General features: G+C 41.4%; 20 protein-coding genes. 19 read left to right on the top strand and 1 reads right to left on the bottom strand.

The window, feature by feature from the left end:
• The first annotated feature begins 156 nt into the window (after positions 1 to 156).
• The 12 genes from ACWPWY_RS14845 to ACWPWY_RS14790 all read left to right on the top strand — a co-directional run bounded on the left by ACWPWY_RS14845 (position 157) and on the right by ACWPWY_RS14790 (position 13,013).
• Complete coding sequence (locus ACWPWY_RS14845) at positions 157 to 1,254, top strand: foldase protein PrsA (protein ID WP_454192374.1); 1,098 nt, start codon at positions 157 to 159, stop codon at positions 1,252 to 1,254.
• Between the two features lie 286 nt (positions 1,255 to 1,540).
• Entirely contained in the window at positions 1,541 to 2,020 is a 480-nt protein-coding gene (locus ACWPWY_RS14840) for an RNA polymerase sigma factor (protein WP_454192373.1), read from the top strand.
• A gap of 4 nt (positions 2,021 to 2,024) precedes the next feature.
• Positions 2,025 to 2,711 carry a zf-HC2 domain-containing protein gene (locus ACWPWY_RS14835; protein WP_454192372.1) on the top strand — a complete coding sequence of 229 codons (687 nt, stop codon included), beginning with the start codon at positions 2,025 to 2,027 and terminating at the stop codon, positions 2,709 to 2,711.
• A gap of 307 nt (positions 2,712 to 3,018) precedes the next feature.
• On the top strand, positions 3,019 to 3,453 hold the full coding sequence (locus ACWPWY_RS14830) for a GNAT family N-acetyltransferase (protein WP_454192371.1): 435 nt from the start codon (positions 3,019 to 3,021) through the stop codon (positions 3,451 to 3,453).
• Between the two features lie 222 nt (positions 3,454 to 3,675).
• Entirely contained in the window at positions 3,676 to 4,254 is a 579-nt protein-coding gene (locus ACWPWY_RS14825) for an RNA polymerase sigma factor (RefSeq protein WP_454192370.1), read from the top strand.
• On the top strand, positions 4,221 to 5,186 hold the full coding sequence (locus ACWPWY_RS14820) for a hypothetical protein (RefSeq protein ID WP_454192369.1): 966 nt from the start codon (positions 4,221 to 4,223) through the stop codon (positions 5,184 to 5,186). The genes ACWPWY_RS14825 and ACWPWY_RS14820 overlap by 34 nt, the downstream gene beginning before the upstream one ends.
• A 560-nt stretch (positions 5,187 to 5,746) precedes the next feature.
• Positions 5,747 to 6,709 carry an ABC transporter permease gene (locus ACWPWY_RS14815; RefSeq protein WP_454192368.1) on the top strand — a complete coding sequence of 321 codons (963 nt, stop codon included), beginning with the start codon at positions 5,747 to 5,749 and terminating at the stop codon, positions 6,707 to 6,709.
• A 13-nt stretch (positions 6,710 to 6,722) separates the two neighbouring features.
• The gene (locus ACWPWY_RS14810) at positions 6,723 to 7,595 is read left to right on the top strand and encodes a carbohydrate ABC transporter permease (protein WP_454192367.1); all 873 of its coding nucleotides are present in this window, start codon (positions 6,723 to 6,725) and stop codon (positions 7,593 to 7,595) included.
• A 64-nt stretch (positions 7,596 to 7,659) separates the two neighbouring features.
• The gene (locus ACWPWY_RS14805) at positions 7,660 to 9,285 is read left to right on the top strand and encodes an ABC transporter substrate-binding protein (RefSeq protein ID WP_454192366.1); all 1,626 of its coding nucleotides are present in this window, start codon (positions 7,660 to 7,662) and stop codon (positions 9,283 to 9,285) included.
• A 49-nt stretch (positions 9,286 to 9,334) separates the two neighbouring features.
• Positions 9,335 to 10,132, top strand: a complete 798-nt coding sequence (locus tag ACWPWY_RS14800; protein WP_454192365.1) for a Nif3-like dinuclear metal center hexameric protein — start codon at positions 9,335 to 9,337, stop codon at positions 10,130 to 10,132.
• A 52-nt stretch (positions 10,133 to 10,184) separates the two neighbouring features.
• Complete coding sequence (locus ACWPWY_RS14795) at positions 10,185 to 10,859, top strand: GntR family transcriptional regulator (RefSeq protein ID WP_454192364.1); 675 nt, start codon at positions 10,185 to 10,187, stop codon at positions 10,857 to 10,859.
• 66 nt (positions 10,860 to 10,925) lie between these two features.
• Positions 10,926 to 13,013 (top strand): alpha-glucuronidase family glycosyl hydrolase, encoded by a 2,088-nt coding sequence (locus ACWPWY_RS14790; RefSeq protein ID WP_454192363.1) that lies wholly within the window; start codon positions 10,926 to 10,928, stop codon positions 13,011 to 13,013.
• Positions 13,014 to 13,118: 105 nt separating this feature from the next.
• Here ACWPWY_RS14790 and lpxA read toward each other — a convergent pair whose 3' ends face one another.
• On the bottom strand, positions 13,119 to 13,931 hold the full coding sequence (gene lpxA / locus ACWPWY_RS14785; RefSeq protein ID WP_454192362.1) for an acyl-ACP--UDP-N-acetylglucosamine O-acyltransferase: 813 nt from the start codon (positions 13,929 to 13,931) through the stop codon (positions 13,119 to 13,121).
• Positions 13,932 to 14,321: 390 nt separating this feature from the next.
• Between lpxA and ACWPWY_RS14780 the strand changes: the two genes are divergently transcribed.
• From ACWPWY_RS14780 to ACWPWY_RS14750, 7 genes are all read left to right on the top strand, one after another.
• On the top strand, positions 14,322 to 14,834 hold the full coding sequence (locus ACWPWY_RS14780) for a sigma-70 family RNA polymerase sigma factor (protein ID WP_454192361.1): 513 nt from the start codon (positions 14,322 to 14,324) through the stop codon (positions 14,832 to 14,834).
• Between the two features lie 44 nt (positions 14,835 to 14,878).
• Positions 14,879 to 16,045, top strand: a complete 1,167-nt coding sequence (locus ACWPWY_RS14775; RefSeq protein WP_454192360.1) for a hypothetical protein — start codon at positions 14,879 to 14,881, stop codon at positions 16,043 to 16,045.
• Entirely contained in the window at positions 16,042 to 17,049 is a 1,008-nt protein-coding gene (locus ACWPWY_RS14770) for an ABC transporter ATP-binding protein (protein WP_454192359.1), read from the top strand. Before ACWPWY_RS14775 ends, ACWPWY_RS14770 begins: the two co-directional genes overlap by 4 nt.
• Positions 17,046 to 17,933 carry an ABC transporter permease gene (locus ACWPWY_RS14765; protein ID WP_454192358.1) on the top strand — a complete coding sequence of 296 codons (888 nt, stop codon included), beginning with the start codon at positions 17,046 to 17,048 and terminating at the stop codon, positions 17,931 to 17,933. The genes ACWPWY_RS14770 and ACWPWY_RS14765 overlap by 4 nt, the downstream gene beginning before the upstream one ends.
• 236 nt (positions 17,934 to 18,169) lie before the next feature.
• Entirely contained in the window at positions 18,170 to 18,946 is a 777-nt protein-coding gene (locus ACWPWY_RS14760) for an ABC transporter permease (RefSeq protein WP_454192357.1), read from the top strand.
• On the top strand, positions 18,943 to 19,791 hold the full coding sequence (locus tag ACWPWY_RS14755; RefSeq protein WP_454192356.1) for an ABC transporter permease: 849 nt from the start codon (positions 18,943 to 18,945) through the stop codon (positions 19,789 to 19,791). The genes ACWPWY_RS14760 and ACWPWY_RS14755 overlap by 4 nt, the downstream gene beginning before the upstream one ends.
• Positions 19,792 to 19,803: 12 nt before the next feature.
• Positions 19,804 to 20,781 carry an ABC transporter ATP-binding protein gene (locus tag ACWPWY_RS14750; RefSeq protein ID WP_454192355.1) on the top strand — a complete coding sequence of 326 codons (978 nt, stop codon included), beginning with the start codon at positions 19,804 to 19,806 and terminating at the stop codon, positions 20,779 to 20,781.
• The last annotated feature ends 229 nt before the right edge of the window (positions 20,782 to 21,010 follow it).

The following is a 21,010-nucleotide window of genomic DNA, read 5'->3' as shown; positions in this document are numbered from 1 at the left end:
ACTAAGTGAACACAAGAGATACTCGATACAAATCTTTTGAAAAAAGTCATTAAATTTGATATTTTTTAAATTTTTTATGTTATTTTAATGTTTTGTTTTATAAAACCCTTATATTTAATAGAGTGAGAAGGAAATCACGAAGGGAGATTTTAAAAATTGGATAATAAACCATTACAAAATGATAATGAAGAAGAAAAGAAAGACTCTTTAACTGAAGAGCAGGAAACAGCACTGCAAGAAACCTCTCCAGAGGCAGAAGTACAAGAGGAAAATACGGAGAAGTTAGCAGATGATAATTCTGAGGTTGCTACAAAAGGGAAGAGCAGCTTAGTTTGGATGATTGTATCAGGAGTTCTTGCTGTAGTTCTTATAATCGTACTAATAAAGCCTCCGTTTGGGGGAACTAACGAAGCTGTGGCTTCAGTTAACGGTACCAAGATTACGAAGGACGACCTATATAACGAATTGGTGGCACTCGGAGGCGCGTCCACACTTGATAATATGATTACTATGGAATTGATTGATCAGGCGGCAGCGGAGGCTAATGTCTCTATTACGGAAGAAGACGTGAATGCTGAGATCGAAGCGCTTAAGACACAATTTGGCGGTGAAGAAGCCCTGAATGCAGCTCTTGCCCAGTCAGGTATGACACTTGATAATCTCAAGGAAAACACGGAAATACAAGTGAAAATCCGTAAAATTCTAGAGCCACAAACGAAGGTAACAGACGAAGATATTAGTACGTACTACGAGGAGAACAAAGATTCGTTTGCAACTCCAGAGCAGGTAAAAGCTTCCCATATCCTTGTAGCAACGAAGGAAGAAGCTGAAGCGATTAAGAAAGAACTGGATGGAGGAGCAGACTTTGCTACCCTGGCATCAGAAAAATCTACAGATACAGCTTCTGCCGTAAATGGCGGAGATCTAGGATTCTTCGGTGAAGGTCAAATGGTAGAAGAGTTCGAGAAAGCGGCTTTCTCCATGGAAATTAATGAAATTAGTGAACCAGTGAAGACTGAAAATGGTTACCATATCATTAAGAAAACAGATCATAAAGAAGCTGCAAATCCAACGCTTGAAGATAAAAAAGAAGAGATTCGTAAGTTACTAGTAGATCAACAAGTTAGTGAACTTTCCCCAACATGGTTAAGCGATTTGCGTTCCAATGCAAAGATAACCAATAAACTTGAGGAAGCAGAATCTACTGAATCTACAGATTCCACGGATCCTACAGAAACGACAACAACAGAATAGACGATGGAATTCCGAGAGGATAAGAAAAGAAGGCAACCAATAGGGTTGCCTTCTTTTTTTGCTAACCATAGGCTCGTTGTATACTTATCTTTTTACATTTTAAATGAGATAAAAGCTCGGTACGATTTCCGTCGGTGTTAATGCGATAAGAAATGAAAGATAAACCAGAAAGATAGTGGTTAATCCGTTTTATTGGTTAATGCAAGCTCTTAGGCTTGCTTATTTTTGATAATCTTTGTAACGAATCGATCATTAGTTAGTCTAATACTCAGTAGGAGGTGAAAATGTGACCGATTTTGAGAATATATTCAATCAATATTTTAAAGATGTATATAGATTTGTATTGTCGATGTGTAGGGATAGGGCAATTGCTGAAGAGATTACGCAAGAAACTTTCTTTAAGGCATTAGGCAGTATAAACCAATTTAAAGGCAATTGTAAGATCAGCGTCTGGCTTTGCCAAATTGCGAAGAATACATATTTCTCTTATGCAGAGAAGCAGAAGCGATTTGTGGCACATGAACGAAACGATGAATCAAGTACACATAGTATCGAAGAAATGATGCTTTCAAAGGAACAGACATTCCGAGTTCATAAAGTTTTACATGACCTAGAGGAACCATATAAAGAAGTATTTACACTACGAGTCTTTGGTGAATTGTCGTTTGCTCAAATCAGCGAGATATTTGGGAAAACAGAGAGTTGGTCTAGGGTTACATTCCATCGAGCGAAGCGGAAAATCCAGTGTTTATTAGAGGAGGTATAAATATATGAAAGAGATCTCATGCGAGATCGTACAAGATTTGCTGCCACTGTATTACGATGAGGTATGCAGTAAAGAGTCTATAAAATTGGTCGAAGATCATCTCCAAAATTGCGAGAGTTGTCGTATCGAACTGGATCGGATTAAAACAGAGATCAGCCTTCCGCAACCAGTAGTGGCAGAAAACCAGAATGAAGCAGAAGCAATTAAAGGACTGCGGTTGGTTTGGAGGCGATCCAAGTTAAGAGCTTTTGTCATAGGAATTCTTGTTGCCTCACTGATATTTGGAATGTACGTGGGTTTGACACAGTGGCAAATCATGAAAGTACCTTCTGATCGGATTGAGGTTTATGAAGTAGCTGAATTATGGAATGGTAGAGTTGTTTATCATGCCGAAATAACAGATGGATACGAATTAAATCGTATTAAATATGAAATGGATGAACAGGGGAATTTTTATTTAGTACCGCTTCATTCTATAATCAGAACAAAGAAAGATCCTGAAATTTCATCAGAAATATATAACAATCTTGAGCATGAGAAAAGTGTTTACAAGAATAGATATGGTACGGATTTAAAAGCAATATACTTCCGATCCTCGAGTGAGGACATCTTAATTTGGAAAGAGGGTATGGAGTTAAAGGCTCCAAGCGATGAACTTAAGGGGAAATTGAAATATCATAAAATTAACTAACAGATAGCACTAGTTTAATAAAAGATAATCTATCGTTTGAATCTATATTATTAGAAAAATAATAATTAACATTTAGTAGCGAACTCATCGAGAGCCTTGAATAATATCAAGGTTCTTATGTTTTTTTATAAGAGGGGCTGATAGGATAGTTTATATTAAATTAATATCCCCCTTGTCCCAATGTTGCTGATTATGACATGATATACCAAAAGAAAGAGAGTTTTTCGGATAGCATAAATATGAACTAATAGGTAGGGTTGTTCACAATCAATAAGAGATAACAGATTATATGTGGAGGTAGTAGATTATGATCGAATTTAGGGAGATCGATAGAACTAATTTTTTTGATGTTATTAAGCTGGGTGTAGCAGATGGACAGAAAAAGTTTGTAGCGGATAATTTGTTTTCTTTGGCACAGGCTAAGGCATTTCCGGAGTGTATTGGCTTGGCAATCTATCACGATGACATTTTAGTAGGATTCACGATGTACGGTATAGATGATGAGGATAAAGAATACTGGATCTCCCGCTTAATGATTGATGAGAAGTATCAGTCAAAAGGCTATGGAAAAGCTGCGATGGAGAAATTAATTGATAGGATTAAAGAAGATAAAAAGTATCAGGTAATTTACATAAGCTTTGAACCAGAGAATGCTTGGGCAAAGCATTTATATGAGAAATTAGGTTTTGTACCAGAGGGTCGTCTAATCGATGGGGAAGTAGTTTACAAGCTGGAGTATTAAAATCGAATATGAATCTGAGAACCTTGATAGAATATCAGGGTCTTTTTTGTTGTGATGAAATTAAATAAAGATTCCCTATTATTAGCAACGGCGATTTAGGAACGAATTCGGGTCGTTTTTTAAGTAATGTACTAAAGAGAATAAAGATATTTACTTTACTGTGTCCGTGTCTTAAGTTCATAACTGTTATATAGATAAACAAGCAGAAAGGGGGAGAGGAAAATGGATCGGATCGGACAATACATAGCTGACATCAAGGCCGGAGACATCGAGAAATTCAGTTATATTGTAAATCAATATGAAAGGCAGATCTTCATCTATTGCAGTCGGATCCTGAATAGCGAACAAGATGCGGAGGATGCGATCCAAGAGATTTTCTTCAAGGCGTATAAGTCGATCCATTCCTACAAACCACAGTATAGTTTTAACTCTTGGCTGTACAAGATTGCTTATAATCACTGTATTAATACCCTGAGAAAAAGAAAAGTATATGAAAAGGCAAAGTCTTTGCTTTTTTTGGAGGAGAGAAGTAAAACAAATACGGAAGTTCAAGAGCGAAGTATTTTTAGCCCTGCATTTGAAAAAGCACTTCTAAGTCTGAGTCATCAAGAGAGGAGTCTACTCATTCTTCATGTATTTCATGAAAAAAATTATCAAGAAATATCGGACATAACAGGAACAACCAGCTCAGAGGCTGTCCGAAAAAGAATCAGCAGAACAAAGATGAAAGTGAAAAAAATAATGATAGAGCGGGAGGATGAGGAGAAATGGGCGATAACCCTAATGAAAACCAAAGCATAAGGCAGCATAGTGTCACAGACGAAGAACTTAGGCAGATTTCGGTTGCCCCGCGCGTTATAGATCAGATCACGAACTCAACAACCAAGAAAAAAAGTAACAAAAGGTGGACAGCGGTGCCTGTTATCCTTATCCTCTGTGTGTGCATTGCTTCTGTAACAACTTATGCCACTGCGGAATTTGTGCAAATCTATAATAAGAAGGGCAAAATCCTCGTTGACACGGTTCCTATGAAAGATCGTAACTATTATTCAAAAGAATCTAAACGGATAGAGCAATTGAAGCCAGAAGCCAAACCCGGTGAACTCATAGCATATTTTCCCAATCAAGCTGACTTGAAAGCATACCTTGGCCCAACTGAAATTCTTTATGAGTATAAACCCATCCAATATTACGATATCAACGAGTATTATAAAAAAGCGAAAAGTACAAGTGCACCTAGTGTGATTCTGTCCTCTTATTTACCAAAAGGATATTCATTTTATTATGCAGAAATCTGGCCGGAATATCCTTTAGCTGGAGATGGAGAAGGCCCCGAATATGATAAGCTGCTTCAAAGGCTGAGTTCGAAAGCAAAGGGAACCAACGAAGAAATAACCTCAGAGACTCTGCAGTGGAGTAAGGCGGGTGGCGTTCATCTCTACTTTTCTACAAAGAATGAACCGTATAGTCTTTCAGTCCTTGCCTCGTATGGTACCCAAATAAGCGTACCTCAACCAGCTGGCGCGATAAGCAGGAAAATAAAGATAGGTACACAGGAAGCACTGATTATGCAGGATCCAAGTAACACTTACTTTACCACCAAAATCGCTTGGTATGATGAATCAACTTCCACAGTATACTTTATGGAAGATAGCGCAAGTGAAGCATTAAGTGAAGAAGAGATGGTGAAGATGGCGGATCGTCTAATTCATGCAATATCAAAAAAAGAATAGATAAATAACTATAGCACTTTTATAGATCAGGTAACTAACCATAGGGTTAGGATACTTGATTCTTAGAGGGTGCTTTTTTTTGTGAGCAAATGGAGGCAATTAGGGAGTCTCAGAAAAAAATCAGGACCAAATATAAGAAATATATTGAATTAATGGAAATGGTAGATTACAATAAACCCAACTAACATACTAGTATGACTAGTATTCAAAAGCAGCTGAAGTCAGTTTTGAGGCATTTCAGTAGTTGCTTGTTCTTCAAGTGGCGTTTTGTAAAGAGCCTATTGAAAAAGCCGTGTTGTTTTAAAAGCTGTATTGTAAGCGCTTTTTTAAATGGGTGGGTCTATGGGATACGTTATGTAATATGGAATGTGTCTATTGTGTTCAAACCTATTGATCTAATAGAAAAGGGGGAAAGATTCGCAGAATTAATAGAAGTGGTTACTCATCGAGTGATAAGGATATTCATTCGTGAGCTCATTCGTGAGTTGAAACTTAGATTCCAAGTACAGTAATGACATCTAGCAGGGTCGAGCTTAAATGGATTGGAGTGAATGATGAACATGGATACGAAAACCGTAAGCAGTTCACAGCCCCAAATAAAAGTGGCTCCAAAAAACAAACTGCAAACGATGGGTTCCCTTCTTCGCAAAGACTGGCAGCTATATTCCTTGCTTGTCCTGCCTATTATCTACTTACTCATATTTAAATACGGACCGATGATTGGAAACATTATTGCGTTTCGTCGTTTTGTTCCTGGCGGAAGTATTTTCGGAGAAAAATGGGTAGGGCTAAATTATTTTCAGATGTTTATCCAAGATCCAACCTTTTGGCGAGTATTCACAAACACGATCATTTTAGGTGGACTCACAATACTTCTTACTTTTCCGATGCCGATTATTTTTGCCCTTCTACTTAATGAAGTGAAGAGTAAGAAGTTCAAAAAATTTGTTCAAACTGCCTCTTATCTCCCACACTTTCTATCGATCGTTATCGTGGCAGGGATGATTCTGCAACTGACTGCTACAAATGGTTCCATCAATGCACTGGTACAATTCTTCACAGGTGAGACGGTTAACTTTATGCAGCGGGCAGAGTGGTTCCGTACCATCTATATTACCTCTGAAATCTGGCAAGGCATGGGCTGGGGAGCCATACTCTATCTGGCAGCACTCACTACAATCGATGATTCTCTATATGAAGCAGCAAGGATTGATGGAGCGAATCGCTGGAAACAGACATTGCATGTAACCATTCCAGGTATTTTACCAACGATCGTAACTCTGCTTATTCTAAATATGGGAAGTTTCCTTGCGGTAGGATTTGAAAAAATTCTCCTTCTGTACAACCCGCTGATCTACGAGACTTCCGATGTGATATCCACTTATCTCTACCGTGTCGGGATTGGATCCAGTAATTTCAGCTATGCAACAGCGATTGGTCTGTTTGAATCCGTGATTGGTCTTATCCTTGTTTTTTCAGTAAATGCGATCTCACGCAGACTGACAGAACGAAGCTTATGGTAAGGGGGCGAGCGATATGAGAGAATCCGTATCTTATAAAATCTTTAAGACTTGTAATGCGGTCTTCTTGTTATGTATTGTCTTCATCACTTTGTATCCCTTTCTGAATGTAGTCGCACAGTCGTTCAGCAGTGAAGCCTATATCAATTCGGGTAAGGTCAGTCTCATTCCAAGGGGATTTAATATCGATACTTACAAGACCGTCGTAAAAGACAATATGTTCTGGACTAATTACAAGAACACGGTTGTTTATACTTTAGTGGGAACCGCAATCTCCATGTTTTTATCTACGATCTTTGCTTATGCCTTATCTAAAAAAAGACTCATGGGACGAAAGTTCTTAACGATGTTTGCCGTATTCACTATGTTCTTTAATGGTGGACTGATTCCAAACTACGTACTGATAAACAGTCTTGGATTTAGTAATTCCATGTGGGCCCTTGTCATTCCGGGAGCGATCAGTATATATAACATGCTCATTATGAAGTCCTTTTTTGAGAATATGCCTGAAGAATTAGAAGAAGCCGCAGCTATTGATGGATTAAGCACATATGGAATCTTGTTCCGTATTATTCTGCCACTCAGTAAAGCGGTTATGGCGACGATGGTTCTATTCTATGCTGTTGGGCACTGGAATTCCTGGTTTCCGGCTTTTCTGTACCTTGATCAGAAAGAAAAGTTCCCAGTCACCATTTATCTTCGAAATATGATTGCTGCTGCTACAGGGGGAACGTCGGCAGGGGCTACCTCTGCTGATAATTTGACTCAAATTTCGGCTAACATCAAATCAGTCACCATGGTTTTGACGATTCTACCTATTTTAACGATTTATCCTTTTGTCCAGAAGTATTTTGTATCCGGTATCATGCTTGGATCCGTCAAAGGCTAATAGCTGAGACATGGAAAGGTCGTTCATTCGTAAGGGAATCATCAAATTATGGGGGGATAACAAAATGAAGAAACCTTCTCTACGCTTGATAGGAAAAACAACACTTGCAGCCATACTCAGTTTAGCACTGGCAGCTTGCAGCAATGGTATGGGTGGGAAAGAAGCAGAGATCCAAGATAAAGGAGCAATGGAATCATACGCCGTAGGCGATACGTTTAAAGCAACGGAACCTTTTAATCTATCGATTATGTATAGTGACCAGCCGCTCTATCCTTATAAAAAAGATTGGTTGCTATTCAATAAAATCACAGAGATGACCGGTGTTACGCTCGATCCTGTTATTGTTCCGATGAGTGATTATGCTCAAAAACGATCTTTGCTCATTAGTTCCGGTGATGCACCGCTCATTATTCCTAAAACGTATCCAGGTGAAGAATCTGCCTTTGTGTCCTCTAGTGCAATCCTGCCTGTCAGTGACTACATTGACCTGATGCCGAATTTCAAGGACAAAGTAGAAAAGTGGAAGTTAGAAGATGAACTAGAAGGTCTCCGTCAAGAGGACGGGAAATACTATGTTCTTCCAGGCTTACACGAAGAAATTTGGCCAGATTATACGCTGATCGTACGTACAGATATTTTAGAAAAACACAATCTTGCTATACCGAAGACATGGGATGAACTGAAGACCGTTATGCAGGAGCTTAAAAAAGAGTACCCAGATTCCATTCCGTTCTCAGATCGTTTTAAATTCCTTAGTACATTAAACGTTGCCTCGACCGGATTTGGAACGAAAGGCGGATGGGGATTTGGAAGCGGCCTGACTTACAAGCCAGAACAAGATGAGTTCGTATATACTGCGGCTACACAGGAATATAAGGATATGTTGACTTATTTCCACGAGCTCGTAGCAGAAGGGCTGCTGGATAAAGAAAGCTTTACTCAAGATGATGATCAGGCTATTCAAAAATTTATAAACGGGAAATCTTTTATTATTAATGGGAATTCTCAAACCGTTGTTCTTCACCGCAATGATATGAATAAAACGCTTGGAGAAGATAACTTCTCTGTTGCCAAAATCACGGTACCTGGTGGACCTGCCGGTCAGCTCATGTCTGGGGGCAGACTAGAGAACGGAGTGATGATCTCTGCAAAAGCAAAGGAAAGTGAAAACTTTGAAGCCATTCTCCAGTTTATTGATTGGTTATATTACAGCGATGCAGGACAAGAGTTCACGAAATGGGGAATCGAAGGAGAAACGTATACGAAAGAAAATGGTGTACGTAAACTCGTAGATGATATTAACTTCAATGGACTGAATCCAAAAGGAACGAAAGATTTACGTATCGATTATGGTTTCTCCGGTGGGGTATTCGCATATGGCGGGACGACGGATTTGCTGCACTCGATGTTCAGTGAAGAAGAACTAAAGTTCCAGAATGACATGAAAGAAGTGAAAGAGGTCCTTCCAGCAGAACCTCCAATCCCGTATTCTATAGAAGAGCGTGAGAGAGTTACTCTTTTAAGTACACCGCTTAAGGATTATACAGATCAAAACACACTTAAATTTATACTGGGTGACCGAGATCTATCCGAGTTTGATGCGTTTGTTAAAGAACTGGAGAGTCAAGGACTAACACAGTACTTAGAACTTGCGAACACAACATATAAAGAGTACAAAGAAGGAAAATAGTTTCCCGTTCTCTGATCTAAGGCACAGAAGGTAAGGTGATCATTTGTCATTGACTGTTCAGGATGTGATTCGTGTGCTTCCTCGTTCATCTGGACCTGAGGGTTCTACGGTAGATGGGCTTATTACGGGGAATTTGAAACAAATTGTTCAGGGAGTGGTGGTTTCCTTTGTTGCTTCCCATGAAGCTATCGAGAAAGCAGCAGAGCTTGGAGCCAATCTTTTTATTACCCATGAAGGGGTGTTTTATGAACATCGTGGGAGCAGAGCGGAAGAGAAGGAAGTAAATGACCCTGTCATCTTAAGAAAACAGGAACAGATTCAATCGCACCAAATGGTTTTATACCGATATCATGACGCTCCGCATCAAACGGTTCCCGATATCATCACCCATGGTCTCCTTCAAGCGTTAGGCTGGGATAGGTATCAATATAGCCATCTGAAGTATGCATGTATTATTACTCTTCCTGAGCCGCTAAGCGTGCAGCAGATCGTTCATCATCTAAAAGATAGACTTGATCTTCCTTATGTTCGTTTTGCTGGAGACAGTGAACAAGAGTGTAGTGAAATTGCCCTTACTGTCGGTTATCGGGGTGGGGGCAATATCTCGCTTCCTTTATTCACAGAACAAAGAATCGATTTACTAATAGCAGGAGAAGGTCCGGAGTGGGAAACACCGGAATATGTACAGGATGCGGTGAGTCAAGGAAGTAGGCAATCGCAAATCCTGATTGGTCATGCAGCTAGTGAAGAGCCAGGAATGAAAGCAGTTGCTCAGCAGATACAAGATCATTTTCCGGATCTTCCGGTTTATTTTATACCCAATTCTCGGGGCATTAAGGTGTTGTGACATAGTAGATAACTAGAGAGATATAAGTATTGGAGAAGAAAGAGGGAACCATATGTCTACAGAACAAAAGCTGAAAGGCTCTACTCGGGCTTACTCGTACCATTATTTGAAAGATAAAATCATGCACTTGGAATTGGAGCCAGGAACGAAAATCTCCGAGAAAGAAATATCAGAGGAGCTTAATGTCAGCAGAACTCCTGTACGTGAGGCTTTTATGAAACTGGCAGAAGAGGAACTACTTGATATTATTCCGCAAAGTGGAAGCTCGGTATCCCTGATTAATCTTGCACATGTGGAAGAAGGAAGGTTCATACGAGAGAAGATTGAGAGAGAGATTGTAGCACTTGCGTGCGAATCTTTTGACGAAGAATTCCGGTTTCGGATGGAAACTAATATTGCGATGCAGGATCTCTGTGCGGGCAAGAATAATTTTTACAAACTCTATGAGCTCGATGAAGAGTTCCATCAGATTTTGTTTGAGGGTACAGGAAAGGCACGGACTTGGAAAATGCTGCAGCAACTGAATATTCATTTCAATCGGCTTCGTCTGCTCAGATTATCCAAAGACTTGAACTGGGATAATATCATTTCTCAGCATAAGGAGATTTATCAATTGATTGTGAACAAAGAGACGTCGCAGGCCGTTCAAATCATGGAAAATCACTTGCGGCTCGCTGTAGTGGAACAAGATTTCTTGTTGGAGAAATATCCGCATTATTTTGTCTAATTGAATCATTCTATAATCCCTTCAGTGGTTTAAAAACTTTCAGGAATAGAGAGGATGAGTGACCTCATGACTGTGTTGGAACAGCTTCCATATTCTTCGGCCGACCAAGGTTGGTTACGATATGAGAAAAGACAGGATTCACCTTGTTTATCCACGATTGTAAGACATAACTCCGCATCAGGAGAAACAGCAGAGTCCGCCATACGTGAACTCCGTTACGCTATTGTACAGATGACCGGAATTGAACCTGAACTGACAACGACATCCCACCTATCTGATGATGCTGCTCATCGTCCGCATTTACAGTTTGCTTTGGTTTCTGCGGAAGACTTGCCTGAAGCGTTACAGACGAAGAAACTCTCGGAACAGCTGGGGGAAGAAGGCTTTGCCCTGAGGTCACTGCCGCAAGGAGAAGGTGAATCAGTATATATTATAGGGAAAACAGAGAAGGGCTTACTGTATGGAACGTTCCATCTGCTGCGGCTTCTGCAGTCAGAGGGAGAGACGCTTACTCAGCTTGATGTTATCGAAAATCCAAAGAACCCACTCCGTATGATGAATCACTGGGATAACATGGACGGTTCAATTGAACGAGGATATGCAGGAAAGTCGATCTTTTTCAAAGATAACCGGTTTGTGCAAAATGATGAGCGAATTCGGGATTACGCAAGGATGATGGCTTCCATTGGGATCAATGGGATTTCTATTAATAATGTAAATGTTCATAAAGTAGAGACGAAGCTGATTACGTCAGAGTTTTTACCGGATGTAGCGGAAGTAGCGGGGATTTTTAGAACGTATGGAATCCGATTGTTTCTGAGTGTCAATTATGCGAGCCCGATCCAACTTGGAGGACTAGAGACAGCAGATCCTCTTGATGAAAGAGTCGGTGCATGGTGGAAGACGAAAGCGGAAGAAATATATCATGTTATACCGGACTTCGGCGGATTTGTGGTCAAAGCAGATTCGGAGCATAGACCCGGACCATTTACGTATGGAAGAACTCATGCAGATGGCTCGAATATGCTGGCTGAAGCACTGGAACCTTATGGCGGGATCGTGATTTGGCGCTGCTTTGTATATAACTGCCTGCAAGACTGGCGGGATCGCACAACAGATCGTGCAAGAGCAGCATATGATCATTTCAAACCACTGGATGGGCAGTTTAAAGATAATGTAATTTTACAGATTAAGAATGGACCGATGGATTTCCAAGTGCGTGAAGGGGTATCTCCGCTGCTTGGTGCCATGCCGAATACGAATCAAATACTGGAGTTCCAGATCACTCAGGAATATACGGGGCAGCAAAGGCATCTGTGTTATTTGATTCCGCAGTGGAAAGAGATCCTTGATTTTGATACATACGCTAAAAGTGCCAGATCCGAGATTAAGAAAGTAGTATCTGGTGAACTGTATCCGTATGCGCACAGCGGGATTTCAGCTGTAATAAATGTGGGGGACGATGACAACTGGACAGGACATACGCTGGCTCAAGCTAATTTGTATGGGTACGGACGATTAACTTGGAATCCAGATTTGTCTGAACAGCAAATCACTTCGGAGTGGATACATCAAACATTTGGAGATGATCGGGATGTTATAGAGCATGTAAGCTCTATGCTTGCTGAGTCTTGGGGGATCTATGAAAGTTATACCTCTCCGCTTGGTGTGGGCTGGATGGTCAATCCAGAGCATCATTATGGGCCTAATGTGGACGGATATGAATATTCGGTCTGGGGTACATATCATTTTGCCGATTGCGATGGGATTGGGGTGAATCGTACGGTAAAAAACGGCACAGGGTACACAGGTCAATATTTCCCGGAAAATGCCGAACGATATGAGTCACTTGTGACCTGCCCGGATAAGCTTTTGCTCTTCTTCCATCATGTACCGTATACGCATAAGCTGCATTCGGGAAGTACAGTTATCCAGCATATTTATGATACTCACTTTGCCGGAGTAGAAGGAGTAGAGAATCTTATTCAGCAGTGGAGCAGTCTGGAGGGAAAGATCGATGCGAAGCGTTATGCGGGTGTGACGGCAAGACTTGAACATCAGCATAAGCATGCTAAAGAATGGCGAGATATTATTAATACGTATTTCTATCGTAAATCAGGGATTGCGGATGAACAGAATCGAACGATTTATTAGGATTTGAAGTTCAAGTTCTACTGTATGGAAGCGAAAGAAGCTGCTGAGGAGTATTCCTCGGCAGCTTTTTTGAGTAGTTGGAACGAACCAAGCAAGGTATCAATATTAAAAGGAGGAGGAATCTTTATCATTCATTCTTGCGATCCCTTGTGTAGATTTACTTAGGAATTGAAGTGTATGCTGCTTGCACTCCGACGAGGGTAAGGCACTTATCACTTCGATAGATTTGGCAAGTGATAACTTTTGGCGAAATAGAATAGAGTGTATTTCTTTTATGATCTTTATTTCATCTCTGGATATTCCCTCTTTCTTTAACCCGACAATATTTACACCCGATATATTTGCCCGTTCACCGTTAGCTAGAGAGTAGGGTACAATGTCTTGAGAAACACCGCTTGTCCCACCAACCATGGAAAGTTTACCGATTTTACAGAACTGAAGGATACAAACCTGGCCGCCAATAAATACATAGTCTTCAATCTCCACGTGACCCGCTAATTGAGCACTATTAGCAATCACGATGTGACTCCCCAGGATCGCATCGTGCCCAATGTGGACGTAATTCATAAGGAGATTGCCATCTCCTACACGTGTCACACCATCGCTCTTGTGTGTTCCTTTACTAATGGTTACATACTCCCTTATTGTATTGTTATCACCGATAATCAGTCGGTCCCCTCCGTTTTTACATGATTTATCCTGCGGGATTGCCCCAATGATTGCACCTTGAAATATCTGGTTATTTTCCCCTAACTGTGTGTGTGAACCAATAAGAACATGGCTCCCCACTTTGCATCCATCTCCGATTTTCACTCCTTCTTCAACAATGCTGAACGGCCCAATGGTAACATTCTCTCCGATTACCGTTGTAGGATGAACAATAGCTGTAGCGTGAATATCCAACGTTGAATTGAACATTTTTTATCCCCCATATCTATAATGATTTATAAATCTCTCAGTTTATGTCGAATTATAGTTGTTTTAGGAAGTTCTTTGGTGGATGTTTTTTGGTTTCTCCTTGTCTGGACGAGCCCGTTGTCCTGTTATCCGGTGAAGGACGGTGTTTAAACTAGGTAGTTTAATGTTCCGCCCTGTAGATTCTCTTACTTTCGGCATACAGCGCGTCAGGATGAAAATTCGATAAAGTTCTTTATCTTATTTTCTATATTCGAGTTAATTCGTTCTTTTCCTTCTTCTAACTCTATGTGATCATTGGTCCACGATGCTAGATATTTTATAATTAGTGCTACAAAATAGTTACAGGTTCCGTCTTATAGATAGCTGCAGCTGAAAGGAGACGAATAACGTATGGAAGGACCGGAAATCGATATATTCCGCACCGTATTTGAAGAGCATTATCCGATCGTGAAACGTAAACTCGTTGCACTAGTTCAGGATGAAGCCGCGGCGGAAGATCTTGCGCAAGAAGTATTTATCAGGTTATACCGTAATCCGCCCGACGATCCGGCCGCAATGGGTGCATGGTTACATCGTGTACTGACTCATATCGGCTATGACTATATAAGTAAACAGATTAGAGAGCGTAAATTGAAAGATAAGCAGGAGCAACACTATGATATGGGGCAGCAGATGGCTTCTGGAGAAGAAGTAGTGCTGAGGCGCATGGATCAAGAAGAGGTTCGGGAGTGGATGGAAGAACTGCCTGAACGAGATCGTAAGGTGCTGATGCTAAAATACTCGGGTTACAGCTACGCTGAAATTGCGGAGGAACTGAATGTAAGACCGCCTCTTGTCGGCTCCATGTTGAGCCGGGCAACGAATAAATTGAAACGGAAAGTAATACGAAACTCGGCAACTTAAGTAAACAAGTACACGGAAAATGAAAGAAAAGGAGTTGAATATCCATGACCTCAATAAAAGACAACAATGAGCAGGAACGGATAGATGATGCATGGCAGAAGCTCACATCCAAGCTCCAGAAAGAAGAGATGAGTCCCAAATGGGCAGCTTGGGCGTCGAGCCAACTGGATATGAAGAAATCAGATGAGATAGAAATAGATCAAGTAAATCAAGCCGCAACCAAAGTGATTAAAGGAGAGATGAGAGAAATGCAGGTAAATGATGAACAACAAAATCTAGTGACTAGAAACCAAGACAGTAAGCCAAAGAGGAAGAAAGCAAGAAGACATCCTGCTAAAAAGTGGATTAGCATTGCAACTGCTGCGGCGATTGCCGGCGTGATGGTGGCAACACCTATTGGGGATAAAGCCCTTGCTGCGATCCTGAATCAATTCCGAATGGAGGAAGTCACATCCGTAGATGAAGGAGCACTTATGGATTTTATGAGTACCATCTCTGAGGGAGAAGATATGGGAGAATTCATTAGTAAGTATGGAACGTTTACAAATGAATCAGGCGAGCATATCAAGTCGAAGAACAAAACGACCGAGCAGATTGGTGAGGAGATCGGTTTACAACCTGTTGCAGATGAATATATTAATCCAAAAAAATTCGGACTTGGCATTTCACAGACGATAACGATGAAACTGGATATTCCTAAAGTAAATGCAACAATGAAACGACTCGGAGCGGATGATCTTATGCCAGAATCACTAGATGGAAAGGTTATTACATTTCAGATACCAGAGTCATTGTACCAAACCTATCAAACAGATGATGAAAAGAAACGGGCGATTTTATCTCAACGAAAAATTCCAACTATTAATGTAGATTCATCAGTGGCTGTTGAAGATGCAGTAAAAGCAGTACTGAACTTCCCATTATTACCTGATCATCTAAAGACGGGAATCCAAGCGGAGCAAATATTACAAGGGAAACTTCCAGTACCCGTAGTTACTGATGGTTCTGCTGAAAAAGTGAGTGTTGATGGTATTCCTGTCATATTAGAAAAGAGTACTTACAACTATTATCAACCATCAGGTACAGAAGAGGTTATTTATTATACGGCTACTTGGACTAAAGGTGATGTGTTGTATCACTTAGAGGGGGATACATTGTTTGATACAAAAGAGAAAATGATCCAAGAAATCAAGGAGCTGATGAACCAGTGACAGCAGCTATTCATACCGAAGGATTGACGAAAGAATTCGATAATGGCCGTGGTTGCCGTGATGTATCGATCAACGTTCAAGAAGGGGAAGCCTTTGGCTTCCTCGGACCGAATGGGGCAGGAAAGAGTACCTTTGTAAAAATGCTGGTCGGTTTAATCCATCCTACAGAGGGGACTGCGACGATTTACGGTCATCCCATACATACCCTCGAAGCAAAAAAACGAATTGGGTATTTGCCTGAACTATTTAGGTACCAAGAATGGCTGACAGGGGAAGAAGTGATGAAGCTTCATGCGAAAATATGCGGAGTGGATGTAAGAACAGCTAAAGAGCGAATTCCCAAATTGCTTGATGAGGTAGGACTTGGCAGCCGGGGCAAAGGCAAGATCAAGAACTATTCCAAAGGAATGCAGCAGCGACTAGGACTTGCGGCAGCACTCGTCAGTGATCCTGATATTATTTTTCTAGACGAGCCTTCCTCAGCCCTTGATCCTGTTGGACGTAAAGAGGTTCGCTCGATTCTGATGAAATTGAAAGCAGAAGGCAAAACCATCTTCTTGAATTCCCACATGCTTGAGGATGTAGAAGCGGTATGTGACCAAATTGCACTTCTAAATAATGGGGAGATTCTGCGTACGGGCGATGTAGGGAATGTACTTCAGCAAAAAGTAACCTACCGCTTTAAAGTGAGCGGTTATACACCGCTTGTGAGAACGTGGCTTCAGGATGAGACGGGATTTGAATTCGAAGTAGAAACGGTACATAAACCGGATTTGCCAATTAATATAGCTAATGCAGCGAAGCAGGAGTTTGTTATTTCAGGGCATGATACAGTTTGGCTCAAAGCTGAATTACAGAATGAAGAACAGGCGGGGTGGATTAATTCATTACTCATTGAGCAAGGCCTTACGCTCTATGAAGTTGGCAAAGAGAGCGGTAAATTGGAAGACTGGTTCCTAACGGCAGTGAAGGGGCTCAGCCATCGGGGGGAAAAAGACGCATGATACTCATTATGAATATGACCTGGAAAGAGATGATTCGTAAGCGAGTGATGATTCTTGCGATGATCCTGACCCTCTTTTTTCTTGTTGCATACTGGTTTATTGCAGATGCTGTGACAGGAAGCGAGCGCTTTGGGGGATTTTCGGATGGAAGTTCGATCATTGCTAACTATTCGGCGGGAGTTCTTATGATGATGATTGGCTTCTTCTTTGCTGGTTTTGTCATTGCACTCCTCTCGATCTTTAGTGCGTTCTCCTCGATTGCTGGGGAAGCGGAGCAGGGAGTCATGCAGGCGCTACTTACACGCCCGATATCAAGATCTCAATTTTATATTGGTCGCTGGCTCGGATTCGTCACGCTGCTCTGCTGTTATACGGTGATTTTATATACAGCAATAATGATCATTACGGATATTCATGCGGCGATACCGAAGGAACCAATGGTTCATGTGAAGGCTCTGCTGTTACTTGCTCTTATTATTGTTTTGCTTATTTCTCTTACGATGCTTGGTTCTACCAAATTCACCTCACTTGGAAACGGTGTGTTCATGACGATGTTATTTGGGGCTGGTTGGCTTGGCGGCATGCTGGAGAAGGTGCAGAAGATCGGGATTTTTGAGGCCTTTGGCGCAGAAGATCTCGGTAATACGCTGTCTAATATTTCAGGGCTGATGTCCATCATTATGCCGGTAGATGCATTGCAGCGAAAAATGATGCATGGACTCATCGGACTCGATGAGTTAGGCGGTGTTGTTGAGGTAAGCCATATGATATCTGGATTTTTCATTGGAGATGTCCCATCGGGTACTTTTGTAATCTATGCGATGTTATATGCTGCCATTGCTTTTGTATGGGGAGTTCTGCGATTCCGCAAGAAGGATCTGTAATGTGAAATCAATTTTATTATTTTAAAAAAAGAAGACCACCAGGGAAAGAAGCGATAAGTCGCTTGTTCTGGTGGTTTTTTAGTGTTCTATTTTAGCTCAGAGCCTTAATCAATATCAGTAAAAAAACGATTGTATTTAAATTCCATATTTGGTATGATAGTGCCCTTCTCGCATTTCACCTTGTCTGAAGTAGACGACGGCTGGCGTCTCAACCAAGCTTATCGGAGGTGTATTCATTGCTCTATTTCACCCTGGCCCGTAAGGCCTATGCAAGAAACTTGCAGTACCGCGGTGCACATATGGTGCACAATGTCGCAAGCGCTTTATTCGGTTATTTGTATGCCTGTATCTGGATTGGAATTGGGGAAGGGCGCTCACTCGGAGAGTATGGAACACAGGGGATGGTCAGTTACATTGCGTTTACACAAGCATCCCTTTGGGTAACCTCTTTTCTAACAAATGGTCTTGGAATTCCGGAGACAGTTAGAACAGGGCATATCTCCATGGATTTGATGAGACCTGTTCATCTTTTTACGCATCTCATGTCTAGAGAATGGGGGCAGATTCTCTATCAGTTTCTGTACAAATCGATTCCTATCTATCTCGTCTATCTCATTGCTTTCAAACTCAGGCTGCCAGAGAACGGAACGACGTATGTCTTAACCACGGCAAGTTTGCTCGGAGCTGCTTACATGGGGATCTGCATCAACTATCTGATTGGAATATCCGCGATGTGGACCACCGAATCAAGCTGGCTGCAATGGGCAAACCATGCACTTATTAATTTACTTGCGGGATTTTTCATCCCTATTGAATGGCTGCCTAAGATTCTTCAAACGATTGCCTGGTGGTCACCCTATCCATATCTTCTGTATGTACCAACTCGCATTTACCTTGGTTATGAGGATGGCTCTCTATTATTAGGAACCATGGTGTGGATGCTGCTGCTCACGCTGATCTGTTTTCTTGCTACCTACTATCTTCGGAGAAAAGTGGAGGTGCAGGGAGGATGAACACAAAGGCGGAGACACATCTATTACAAAAACATAGCACTTTCTATCCACTTCGCTCCTATTTCGAACTTTACGTATTACTGATCCGAACGAGTATCAAAAGTTCCATGCAATACAAACTCAATTTCTTCCTTGGGTCTTTTCTTGCTGCCTTCATCCAGATTGCAGAATTTCTAATGATTGCGATAGTCCTTCATCGGTTTGGAGCCATTCAAGGCTGGAATATCTATGAGGTGGGCTATCTATTTGCCATCATGACTTTATCCAAAACAGTGTACCGCTCTATTGCAAACGAAGTACATCATCTCGAAAAATACTTGGTTAGCGGAGATATGGATGGGCTGCTGACAAGACCACTACCGGTACTCTTTACACTGCTTCCACAGCGTTTTCGTATTATGCTTGGAGAGTGGCTGCAAGGAGGATTTGTCTTTAGCTGGTCTATTCACGGAATGATGAACGATGGTCAGATTGGTTGGATTGCTGTGCCACAGTCTTTATTTGTGATCTTAACGGGGGCAGTTCTTTTATTTTCTATCGGCCTTGCTACCGCAACAATTGGATTCTGGACGACAAGGATCAGCGAACTCCAGACATTTACGGAAGATGCAGCGGGAACGGCTGCAAGATTCCCCCTCTCCCTTTATCCGAATTGGCTTGCCGGGATGCTCCTTTTTGTGTTGCCAGTAGGTCTAGTCAATTATGTGCCTGCCCTATATATCTTGAGAGGCGAATGGGGTCCATGGATTTTTCTAGTCATTCTATTCGCGGCGATGGGCTTTCTTGCGATCAGTCTGCGTTTTTGGAAATTTGGCATGACAAAATATCAGAGCACAGGTAGCTAAGGAGGAGTCAAGATGATCGAAGTACAAGGCTTACATAAGGAGTTCAAAACGCCTGTCGTGAAAGACGGGAATTTTGCAGGACTCCGCGCTTTATTTTCAAGAGAATACACGGTCAAACAAGCCGTTCAAAATATCAGTTTCAAGATCGAACCTGGAGAATTTATAGGTTATATCGGTCCGAATGGGGCAGGAAAATCAACGACGATAAAAATGTTAACAGGCATCCTACATCCGAGTTCAGGAAGTGTAAGGGTAAATGGAATGAATCCGCATCAGCAACGAAGGCAAGTAGTAAGACGGCTTGGAGTGGTGTTTGGTCAGCGCAGTCAGCTGTGGTGGGATCTTCCGGTAAAAGACAGCTATGATATTCTCGCCAAAATGTACCGCGTGGATGATAGGGATAAACACGAACGGCTGAAAGAGTTTGCAGCTCTTCTAGACCTGAAAGAATTCTGGGATACACCTGTACGTAAACTGTCGCTTGGTCAGCGGATGCGTGCCGATCTAGGTGCTGCAATGCTTCATGATCCGGATATTCTGTTCCTTGATGAACCAACGATTGGGCTTGATGTAAATGCAAAGCGGAATATACGATCTTTTTTGAAACTGCTGAACTGTGATTTTGGCAAAACCATTCTGCTGACAACCCATGATATGGATGATATTGAACAGCTCTGCAGCAGGGTAATGGTCATTAACCATGGACAGCTTACTTACGATGGAACCGTGCAGTCTCTTAGAGAGAATATCGGTCTTCCTACTATTATAAAAGTTTCGTATCTTGAAGATATTCAGAGTGTAAGTCTTGCCAAATTTCATCACGAAGCGGTGAAGATAATAGGCTGTACCGAGCGAACGATTACAGTGGAAGCGAATCGGAATCGCATAGGTACGATGCAAATTTTAGCTCAGCTTGGCGAATGGGGGGAACTTGCAGACGTAGAGATGCAGGAACCTGATTTTGAAGATGTTATTCATAAAGTATATTAGGTTACATAGGAAGGTCATTTCCCGCTGGGAAGGGCCTTTTCTTGTTATCTCTTGCTGTGTGAAAAGTTGTTTTCTAGCAGTTTCTCTAAAATATTTTATGGTAAAGGCTTGCTTTTTGAACTGATTTTTAGGACGATACTAGTAGAATGGAATCCGCTTACATGAAAGACAAGATTTGCAGGGTTCATTGCCAAGGAAGTAAAGGTTTATAGGTATTCTAAAACGTTTT

The sequence above is a fragment of the Paenibacillus sp. Marseille-Q7038 genome (genome assembly GCF_965111595.1).
Note: the sequence above shows the minus strand (reverse complement) of the source record. Positions and strands in the feature narration are given on the sequence as shown.